Origin of the sequence: Cryobacterium sp. 10I1, from assembly GCF_035019805.1 — a bacterium.
In the GTDB taxonomy this organism is placed as follows: Bacteria; Actinomycetota; Actinomycetes; order Actinomycetales; family Microbacteriaceae; genus Cryobacterium; species Cryobacterium glucosi.
Genome location: NZ_JASJVF010000513.1, coordinates 1 through 931, shown reverse-complemented (window position 1 = coordinate 931; position 931 = coordinate 1). Strand labels below are relative to the sequence as shown.

Here is a 931-nt window from a genome sequence, read left to right as displayed (position 1 = left end):
CGATCGCCCGGATCAGTTCGGTGCGACCGGCGCCGACGAGTCCGGCGATCCCGAGCACTTCACCGGCGTGCACGGTGAAGCTCACGTCGCTGAACGAGCCGCTCGCGCTGAGGTTCTCGACCGCGAGGATCTCGGCCGGTTCGGCGAGCACGGGGGCGCGCCGGGGGAACTGGTCCTCGATGTTGCGGCCGACCATGAGCCGCACCAGCTCCGCTTCCGGTGTCGAGGCCGGCACCTCGGCGACGAATTCGCCGTCGCGCAGCACCGTGACCGTGTCGCCGACCTCGGCGATCTCGTCGAGGTGGTGGCTGATGAAGAGCATCGCGACGCCGCGGCGCCGGAGGTCGGCCATCACGGCGAAGAGCGCCTGGGTCTCGTGCCGGGTGAGTGCGGCTGTCGGCTCGTCGAGGATGAGGATGCGCGCGTTGATGCTGAGCGCCTTGGCGATCTCGACGAGCTGCTGCTTGGCGATGCCGAGCTCGCCGACCGGGGTGTCCACGTCGACGTCGAGACCGATCAGGGCGAGGGCGGCACGCGCCCGGTTGCGGAGGGCGCGCCGGTCGACCATGCCGTGCCTGGTCGGCATCCGCCCGAGCATCACGTTCTCGGCGACACTCATGGTCGGCACGAGGTTGAGTTCCTGGTGGATGGTGGCGATACCGAGGTCCTCCGCCGCGCGGGTCGTCGGGAGCGTCACGACGGCGCCGTCGACCACGATGTCGCCGGAATCGGGCTGGTATACCCCGGCCATCATCTTGATCAGCGTGGATTTCCCGGCGCCGTTCTCGCCGAGGAGCACCTGTACGTGGCCGGCGTAGACGCTCACGGTGACGTCCTTGATGACGGTCACCTGGCCGAAGGTCTTGCCCACGTTCTGCAGGGTGACCAGGGGTTGTGGATTCATTTCAGTGCGTCCTTACGCTGTTATGAC

1 protein-coding gene is annotated in these 931 nt (G+C 68.1%); it reads right to left on the bottom strand.

All coding sequences use genetic code 11. From position 1 onward, the window contains the following. Positions 1-904: sugar ABC transporter ATP-binding protein (locus QN345_RS19490; protein ID WP_323509169.1), on the bottom strand; the 904-nt coding region annotated here is incomplete at its 3' end. Between the last annotated feature and the right edge of the window lie 27 nt (positions 905-931).